This window comes from Micromonospora sp. RV43 (genome assembly GCF_001029515.1).
GTDB classification, from domain to species: Bacteria; Actinomycetota; Actinomycetes; order Mycobacteriales; family Micromonosporaceae; genus Micromonospora; species Micromonospora aurantiaca.
The window spans coordinates 1-8,080 of the sequence record NZ_LEKG01000243.1 but is presented as its reverse complement, the minus strand read 5'-3'; the positions used below and the strand labels follow the sequence as shown (position 1 = coordinate 8,080).

11 protein-coding genes and 2 pseudogenes are annotated in these 8,080 nt (G+C 70.1%); 10 read left to right on the top strand and 3 right to left on the bottom strand.

What is annotated here, in order from left to right:
- The first annotated feature begins 53 nt into the window (after positions 1 to 53).
- On the top strand, positions 54 to 986 hold the full coding sequence (gene trxB / locus ABD52_RS34590) for a thioredoxin-disulfide reductase (RefSeq protein ID WP_030274780.1): 933 nt from the start codon (positions 54 to 56) through the stop codon (positions 984 to 986).
- 156 nt (positions 987 to 1,142) lie between these two features.
- Complete coding sequence (locus ABD52_RS34585; protein ID WP_030274782.1) at positions 1,143 to 2,540, top strand: FAD-dependent oxidoreductase; 1,398 nt, start codon at positions 1,143 to 1,145, stop codon at positions 2,538 to 2,540.
- 111 nt (positions 2,541 to 2,651) lie between these two features.
- Here ABD52_RS34585 and ABD52_RS34580 read toward each other — a convergent pair whose 3' ends face one another.
- Positions 2,652 to 3,698 (bottom strand): ArsO family NAD(P)H-dependent flavin-containing monooxygenase, encoded by a 1,047-nt coding sequence (locus tag ABD52_RS34580; protein ID WP_091332247.1) that lies wholly within the window; start codon positions 3,696 to 3,698, stop codon positions 2,652 to 2,654.
- Positions 3,699 to 3,886: 188 nt separating this feature from the next.
- Between ABD52_RS34580 and ABD52_RS34575 the strand changes: the two genes are divergently transcribed.
- From ABD52_RS34575 to ABD52_RS34555, 5 genes are all read left to right on the top strand, one after another.
- Positions 3,887 to 4,258 (top strand): helix-turn-helix transcriptional regulator, encoded by a 372-nt coding sequence (locus ABD52_RS34575; protein ID WP_030274786.1) that lies wholly within the window; start codon positions 3,887 to 3,889, stop codon positions 4,256 to 4,258.
- Between the two features lie 340 nt (positions 4,259 to 4,598).
- Positions 4,599 to 4,949, top strand: coding sequence for a hypothetical protein (locus ABD52_RS34570; RefSeq protein WP_030271613.1), 351 nt, complete (start codon positions 4,599 to 4,601; stop codon positions 4,947 to 4,949).
- Entirely contained in the window at positions 4,946 to 5,395 is a 450-nt protein-coding gene (locus ABD52_RS34565; protein ID WP_030271612.1) for a MerR family transcriptional regulator, read from the top strand. Before ABD52_RS34570 ends, ABD52_RS34565 begins: the two co-directional genes overlap by 4 nt.
- A complete protein-coding gene (locus ABD52_RS34560; RefSeq protein ID WP_135241031.1) occupies positions 5,379 to 5,687 on the top strand; it encodes a hypothetical protein in 309 nt (102 codons plus the stop codon). Before ABD52_RS34565 ends, ABD52_RS34560 begins: the two co-directional genes overlap by 17 nt.
- Complete coding sequence (locus ABD52_RS34555; RefSeq protein WP_030271608.1) at positions 5,684 to 6,019, top strand: YnfA family protein; 336 nt, start codon at positions 5,684 to 5,686, stop codon at positions 6,017 to 6,019. The genes ABD52_RS34560 and ABD52_RS34555 overlap by 4 nt, the downstream gene beginning before the upstream one ends.
- Before the next feature lie 29 nt (positions 6,020 to 6,048).
- On the opposite strand, the gene ABD52_RS34550 is transcribed toward ABD52_RS34555, so the two are convergent.
- Positions 6,049 to 6,405, bottom strand: coding sequence for a DUF3703 domain-containing protein (locus ABD52_RS34550; RefSeq protein ID WP_198039664.1), 357 nt, complete (start codon positions 6,403 to 6,405; stop codon positions 6,049 to 6,051).
- Positions 6,402 to 6,863 (bottom strand): annotated as a pseudogene (locus ABD52_RS34545) (cation transporter); the annotation flags it as partial. The gene ABD52_RS34550 and the pseudogene ABD52_RS34545, both read right to left, overlap by 4 nt.
- Positions 6,864 to 6,966: 103 nt before the next feature.
- On the opposite strand from ABD52_RS34545, the gene ABD52_RS34540 reads away from it, so the two are divergent.
- The 3 genes and pseudogenes from ABD52_RS34540 to ABD52_RS34530 all read left to right on the top strand — a co-directional run.
- On the top strand, positions 6,967 to 7,314 hold the full coding sequence (locus tag ABD52_RS34540) for a helix-turn-helix transcriptional regulator (RefSeq protein WP_030271602.1): 348 nt from the start codon (positions 6,967 to 6,969) through the stop codon (positions 7,312 to 7,314).
- Between the two features lie 50 nt (positions 7,315 to 7,364).
- Positions 7,365 to 7,847 carry a signal peptidase II gene (locus ABD52_RS34535; RefSeq protein ID WP_135241032.1) on the top strand — a complete coding sequence of 161 codons (483 nt, stop codon included), beginning with the start codon at positions 7,365 to 7,367 and terminating at the stop codon, positions 7,845 to 7,847.
- Positions 7,837 to 8,080: pseudogene (locus tag ABD52_RS34530) on the top strand (sodium:proton exchanger); the annotation flags it as partial. The gene ABD52_RS34535 and the pseudogene ABD52_RS34530, both read left to right, overlap by 11 nt.

The following is an 8,080-nucleotide window of genomic DNA, read 5'->3' as shown; positions in this document are numbered from 1 at the left end:
GTCCGCCCGCCGCCCCTACAGGGGTGGCGGGCGGACCGATCGAGGAGCCCCTCGTGCCCGACCCCCACCGTTTGATCATCATCGGTTCCGGACCCGCCGGATATACCGCCGCCCTCTACGCCGCCCGCGCCAACCTCGCCCCCCTGGTCATTGAGGGCGTCCAGTCCGGCGGCGCGCTGATGACCACCACCGAGGTGGAGAACTTCCCCGGCTTCCCCGACGGCATCATGGGCCCCGAGTTGATGGACAATCTTCGCAAGCAGGCCGACCGCTTCGGCGCCCAGTTCATCACCGACGACGTCACCCGCGTCGAACTCACCGGCCCTGGCCTGAAGACCGTGTACGTGGGCGAGCAGGCCTATCGAGCCGACGCTGTCATCCTCGCCACCGGGTCCGCCTGGCGACCCCTCGGCGTCCCCGGCGAACAGGAACTCCTCGGGCATGGCGTCTCCTCCTGCGCCACCTGCGACGGGTTCTTCTTCCGCGACCAGGACATCGCGGTCATCGGCGGCGGCGACTCGGCCATGGAAGAAGCCACCTTCCTCACCCGCTTCGCCCGCAGCGTCACCATCGTGCACCGCCGCGACACCTTCCGCGCCAGCAGCATCATGGCCGAACGCGCCCTCACCAACGACAAGGTCCGCATCGTGTGGAACAGCGTCGTCGAGGAGATCATCGGCAACGACGGTGTCGTCGTCGGAGCGCGCCTGCGCAACGTCCACACCGGCGAGATCACGGTCCTTGACGTCACCGGCGTGTTCGTGGCCATCGGCCACGACCCTCGCAGCGAACTGTTCCGAGGCCAGGTCGACCTGGACGACGAGGGATACGTCCGCGTGCAGTCCCCCGGCACCCGCACCAACATTCCCGGCGTCTTCGCCGCCGGGGACCTCGTCGACCACACCTACCGGCAAGCCATCACCGCCGCTGGCACCGGCTGCGCCGCCGCCCTCGACGCCGAGCGGTACCTCGCCGCCACGTCCTGAACTCGGTCAGTCCTGCCGGTCGGATGTCCGGCAGGACTGACCCGGCAGAGTCAACCCCCAGCGCCCCCGACCCGCTGGCTGCTGTTGGGCAGCGTGGCCAAGCAGGCAACCTAAGCGGTGAGATGCCCGTCCAGGGCCGCCGATGGGAGAGGCATCATGACCCACATTCTGATCATCGGTGGCAGCGATGCCGGCGTCAGCGCCGGGCTACGCGCCCGACATGTCGACCCGTCCGTCGAGACCACTGTGGTCGCCGCCGACGCCTTCCCCAACTACTCGATCTGCGGCATCCCGTACCACATCTCCGGCGACGTGCCCGACTGGCGGAACCTTGCCCACCGCACACGCGACGACCTCGAACACGCCGGATTGCGACTACTCCTGGACACCCGCGCCCGGCACATCGATCCCACGTCCCGCACCGTCACGGTCAGTGGGCCAGGCGGGCGTGACGAAGAGCTCCGCTACGACCGGCTCATCATCGGAACCGGCGCCGTCCCGGTCCGCCCGCCGATCGCCGGCCTGCACGAGCTCACACCGGCCGACGGGGTGCATCTGCTGCACACCATGGACGACACCCTCTCCCTTGCCGAGACGCTGCAGCGGGGCCCGGAATCCGCGCTGATCGTGGGAGCGGGCTACATCGGGCTGGAGATGGCCGAAGCCCTGCACGCCCGAGGCCTGCAGGTCACCGTGGTCGAGCAGATCCCGCAGGTGCTGGGAACCGTCGACCCGCAGCTGGCGACGCTGGTCGCCGACGAACTGACACGCCACGGCGTGCGCGTCGTCACCGACACCACCGTCACTGAGGTGGCACGCGAGGGCGGCCGGCTGAAGGTCACCGGCCATTCCACCAACCAGCTCGGCGATAGCGGCAGCTTCAGCCAGATCACCGACGTGGTGCTTGTCGTCGTCGGAGTCCGGCCCGACACCGCGCTCGCGCAGACCGCCGGCGTCCGGCTCCGAGTGCGCGGGGCGATTGCGGTGGACCGGCACATGCGCACGGGGGTGCCGGACGTCTACGCCGCCGGGGACTGCGTGCACACCTACCACCGGCTCCTGGACACGAACACGTACCTGCCGCTCGGCAGCACCTCGCACAAGCAGGGCCGCGTGGCGGGAGAAAATGCCACCGGCGGCGACCGGCAGTTCGCCGGCTCGCTGGGCACCCAGGCGGTCAAAGTCTTCGACCTCGTAGCCGCCCGGACCGGTCTGCGCGACGCCGATGCCCGAGAGCACGGATTCGATCCCGCCACGCACGTGGCCCGCGTCGACGATCACAAGGCCTACTACCCGCGCGCCAAACCGGTCACGATCGCGATCACCGGCGACCAGCGCAGCGGACAGCTGCTCGGCGCCCAGCTCGTCGGCCACCGCGACACCGCAGTCGCCACCCGCGTGGACATCTACGCCGGCGCCCTGCACCACCGCATGACTGTCGACGCCCTCACTGACCTCGACCTGTCCTACACCCCGCCGCTGGGCAGCCCCTGGGACGCCGTGCAAACGGCCGCGCAGCGATGGGTCAGCGCCCGCACCGCCGACCTCCCCTGACGGCTGCAGGCCCTCGTCTGGTTCCGCGTCGCCGTCGTTGTCGCTCGCCTGCACTCCCGCTTGCCGCGTCGCCACCTCGGCCGGCGGGCAGCCGACCTGTCAAGAGGCACGCTAAGCTGCGCGCAGTCGAGTGGCGATGTCGGCGACCGTCGCTTTCGCTGTGCGGCCGGCACCCACCAGCGTGGCTGACGCCGGCCCCGTCCAATCGCCGTAGCCAAGCAGGTAAAGGCGGGCCTCGTCCATTGACCGGGTGCCCTCGACCGCCACCTTCCCCTGCCGCCATCCGGGCAGCAGCGGCGCGAGGTGGGCGAGGTCGGGCTGGAAACCTGTACACCAGATGACGGCCTCGCAGGGCTGCTCTGCGCCATCCGCCCAACGCACGCCGCGGTCGGTGAGCCGCACGAACATCGGACGGGAGTGCAGGACCGCGCGCTCCCGCGCGTCGCGGATGCTGGGCACCATCACGATGTCCCCAAGGTCGCTGACGCCGCCACCGGCACCACCGGCGGCCTTACGGGTGGCCACACCGAACAGCACCCGACCATCGACGGTGTCCGGCATGAACCGCGCCGGCCGCAAGGTGACCCAGGTGGTTTCAGCGACCCGGGACACCTCCGCCAGGATCTGCGCCGCGGAGTTACCTCCGCCGACGATCACGACCCGCTGCCCCCGGAACTCCTCCGGCGAGGCGTAGTTCACCGTGTGCAGCTGCCGGCCGGCGAACTCCTCACGGCCCGGGATGTCGGGCACGGACGGGCACTCCCACGTACCGGTGGCGGAGATGACGTACCGGGCCAGCCATCTCCCAGCGTCGGTCTCCACCGCCAGGCGCTCCCCGGCTCGCCGCACCTCATGTGCCCGGACCGGCCGGCGCACCCGCAGGTCGTACCGCTGCTCGTACGCCCGCAGATAGTCCACGACGTGCCCGGCGGTCGGGAAGTCTTCGCCCTCCTGCCGAGGCATCCCCCACCCCGGCAGCGGGCTGTACTCGGCCGGCGAGAACAACCGCAACGAGTCCCAGCCATGCCCCCACGCGCCACCCGGCTGAGACTGGGCGTCGAGGATGACGTAATCCAGACCGGCACGGCGCAGGTAGTAGCCCGCCGCCAGGCCACCCTGCCCGCCCCCGACGACCACCACGTCACACGATCCGGGCACGCCCGGCACCTCCTTCGTCCGCGGATCATCATGCCGAGTGGCCCAAGTTCCACGTCACGCTGGGCCGACGCCGGCACCGCCCATCCGGCCCCTGACACGGCCGGGACGAGCCGACAGGGCTCCCTACCCGCAACCTGACGGTGACCGGGTCCTGGTTCCAGCGGCCTATCGATGGTGTTGGTGCAACGATGGAAGACGTGCCAACTGCGAAAACAGCTACGCCTGCCGTCTCGCCGCTTGCCGGCGAGCCGATCAAGCGTGCCGATGCCGAGCGGCTCGCGGGAGTGCTGAAGGCATTCGCCGACCCGGCCCGGCTGCGACTGCTCAGTCTGATCCAGTCCGCTCCCGACGGCGAGGCGTCCGTGAGTGACCTCACCGCGCCGCTTGGTCTGTCCCAGCCGGCCGTGAGTCATCACCTGCGGATCCTCACCGAGGCCGGCCTGATCGAGCGCGAGAAGCGCGGCGTCTGGGCGTACTACCGACTGGTGCCGTCCGCGATCGCGGCGATCGCCGACCTGCTGACGCCGCCCCGCAAGCGGACGACGAAGAAGGCCCGCTGACCGGCACCCTCGAAGGCCGGCTTTCGCTCCTGCGGGTGCCGACAATGGCGTCCGTTCTGGTCACGGCCGCGTCGACCACGCCGACAAGGCCTTGCCTCATCAAATGATGCCCGGGCTGATCGGATCTGTGGCGACACCGTGGTCGAGGAGCAGGGACACTGGTATGCACCCGTGGGCGCCCAGCCGGCGTCGCTGCCCGGTAAGCCGCTTCTCAACCGTGGCAATTGCCGACCCAATGGTCATCGTTGGTTGGCCGTGTCCGACGGCCTGCCGGCAGCCTGGTCCTTCTCCTGAACCAGGGCTTGCATCTGATACCTAGGTACAGGCTTACCGTCGTTGCATGAGCGACCAACATGTCACGACGGATGACTCCTGGGTGCCAGATGCCTGCACCCTGCCGACCGCCGAACGGCCGCTGCGGCTCGCCGAGTTCGATCAGTTCTTCCGGGACGCGGTGCGGGGTGCCGAGCGGTTGTCGGCACAGCATCTGCGGTTGCACCTCGACGGCGCGGAGCAGGTCGAAAAGACGGCGCGGGATCTGGCAGCCCGTGAATCGTCTTGCTGCTCGTTCTTCACGTTCGACATCGCGCGACCCGACTTGAACTCACTGACGCTGGACGTTCGAGTACCGGCAGCACACGTCGACGTGCTTGATGCCCTAGCCCAGCGGGCTGTCCGGGTTCAGCGATGAGCGGATCAGGGCTGCGCAGCGGCCAGCTGGCCGACGCGGCCGGGGTCAACCTGCAAACCCTGCGCTACTACGAGCGCCGAGGGCTGCTCGCCTCCCCGCAGCGGTCGCCCGGCGGGCATCGGCTCTACCCGTCCGACACGGTCACCCTGCTGCGGATCATCAAGACCGCGCAACGCCTAGGCTTCACCCTCAACGAGGTCGCCGACCTCCTCGCCGCCGGCCAACACCAGCACAACGGTCGACCCGACACCGGCCTCCAGGCACGAGCCAAGGACAAGCTCGCCGAGGTGGAACAGAAGTTGGCCGACCTATCCGTCATCCGCGACACCCTGCGCGCCGCCATCTCGGCCGGCTGCGACGACCTGGTCGCCTGCGCCGGCAGCGCCTGCTGCCCCCTGCCGTTTGCTGAACTCGCCGAAAGGAACGACCGTGCCGACACCTGCTAACCGGCTGCGCCGCCTGCTCCCCTCCGGCATGACCGGACTCGCGGGAGCCGCCTGCGCCGCCTGCTGCGTGCTGCCGCCACTGCTGGCCGCCGGAATCCTCGGTGGTGCCGGCTGGGCCGCGGCCAACCGTTTCCTGCCCGGCGTCGCCCTCGCCCTGGCCGTGCTCGCCGGCCTGTCCTGGTGGTGGGCCAGCAAACGCCGCCACACCACCGGCTGCGCCGGCCGCAACTGCTCCTGCGGGCAGAGTGACCAGCGCGAGCGCGAGGTAGTCACGCTACGGTCGGACGCGTGACGGTAGCCCGCTCGATCCTGCTGTTCCTGCTCGCCGCGCTCGCCGAGATCGGCGGCGCCTGGCTGGTGTGGCAGGGCTGGCGGGAAAACCGGGGCCTGCTCTCGGTCGCGGCCGGCGTCATCGCACTCGGGGTCTACGGCTTCGTCGCCACCTTCCAACCCGACGCGAACTTCGGCCGCATCCTGGCCGCCTACGGCGGCATCTTCGTCGCCGGCTCTCTCGCCTGGGGCATGGTCGTCGACAAGTTCCACCCCGACCGCTACGACATCATCGGCGCAGCCATCTGCCTTGTCGGAGTCGCCGTCATCATGTACGCCCCACGGGCCAGCTAGCCGCCTGGCCGGAGCTTCTGCCCACCTGGTCACTCAGCTCGGTGCGACAGGATGGCCGCCAAGTCATCTGGCACCCGCATCAGCTGGGTGAGGGGGACGCGGGCCCGTCCCGTGTTGCCTTCCGGGTAGCGGCCGACGGCTGATCCTGGGCCGGCCACCGCGAGCCGGACCGCCTGGCCCACCGCTTCGACCACGTCGCGCTCGCGTGGTGCTCGTTTGAGCATCACGGCGTGGGTGACGGTGTGCCGCCACGGCCAGGGCTGGGACAGGATGTGAGCGCGTTCGGCTGCGCGCCAGGCGGCAGCGGAATCGGTCGCGGTGCGCGCGGTGAACAGCTCGGCGTCGAACACGACGCCTACCGGTTCGGGCATGCGCTGGAAGATCACTTGGCCTCGCTCGTGCAGCAGGCACAGCCGGGCTTGCACCCGCAGGCGCCGGCGCCCTCAGCCTGGAAAGTAAGCGAGTTCGCTCCGCTGACCGGCACCGCACAGCAGGCGTCCCCACGTCATGCCTCTCGCCCCTCCTTGATCGCAACGGCGGCGATGACCAGCGCGGCCAGGGGATCAGCCCATGACCAGCCGAACAGGCTGTTGAAGCCCAGGCCGACGAGCAGTACCGCCGACAGGTAGGTACAGAGCAGGGTCTGCTTGGAGTCGGCCACCGCCGACCGGGAACCCAACTCGCGCCCGGCCCGCCGCTGCGCATGAGACAGCACGGGCATGATGAGCAGCGACAGGCCGGCCAGGACCAAACCCACGGTGGAGTGCTCGGCTTCCCCGCCACCGGCGAGCGCGCGCACCGACTCGACCGTGACGTAGGCGGCCAGCGCGAAGAACGACACGGCTGTCGATGCCGGGGATCCGCGAAAGATCCATGCCAGCATCACGTGGATACGATGTGATCGCGATCGCGCGATGCCAACCCGAATAATGCGCTAGCATCGCCGCATGGCGATGAGACAACAGGTGGAGCGAGAGACTCTCGCCCCCGCTGCGGCACTGTTCCGCGGGCTTGCGGATCCGACCCGCCTGGCGATCGTTCGCCGGCTGGCCGACGGTGAGGCGCGGGTGGTGGATCTCGTCCGGGAGCTGGGTTGGGCGCAGTCAACGGTGTCGGCGCATCTGGCCTGCCTGCGTGACTGCGGCCTGGTGGACTATCGGGCGGTCGGTCGCCAGTCCTTCTACTTCCTGACGCGCGTGGAGCTGATGGCCGTACTGTCGGCCGCCGAGTCGCTGCTGGCCGCGACCGGGGAGACGGTGGCGCTGTGCCCCACCTACGGCGACGGCGCCCAGTGACCGCTGTGCAGGCCCCGCCGCAGCGGGTGGCGTGGCTGGCAGGGGCAGCGATGACCGCGCTGGCGGTGGACGTGGCGTCCAAGAGCGCGGCCGCGGCGTGGCTGCCGGGCCGCAGCGTCGATCTGTTCGCCGGGTTGGCGCTGCGGCTGACCCGCAACCCGGGCGCGGCGTTCTCGGTCGGTACCGGTATCACTCCGGTCTTCACCGTCGTCACGGTGGCCGTCATCGCGGGCATCGCCTGGTATGGGCGCAGAGTTACCCACCGTGGGTGGGCGGTGGCGCTCGGCCTGGTGGCAGGCGGAGCGGCCGGGAATCTGGTCGACCGGCTGTTCCGGTCTCCGGGTCTGGGCCGAGGACATGTGGTCGATTTCCTGTACCTGGACTGGTGGCCGACGTTCAACCTGGCCGACACCTTCCTGATCTGCGGCGTTGCGGTCGCGGTGTGGCTAAGCCTGCGCAACGTGCCCGTCACTGTCCGGGCAGCCGACGACATCCAGGGCTCGAGGATCGCCGGGGGGAGCGGTGAGCGCTGAGATCGAAATGACCGTCAGCGGACGGGGCGCCGCCGCCCGTATCGGGATCGCCCTGGCCGTCGCCGCCCCGGCGGTGGTTGTGCGGCTGGCCGGCGTGCAATTGGCGCCGGTGGCGGCGATGGTGGTGTTCGGGGCTGCGGTGCTGGCCGCGGTGGCGCTGCTGATGTGGGCGTCGGAGGCCGCCCGGGTGGACATCTCCGGCAGCCTCGCGCTGGCCATCCTGGCGCTGGTGG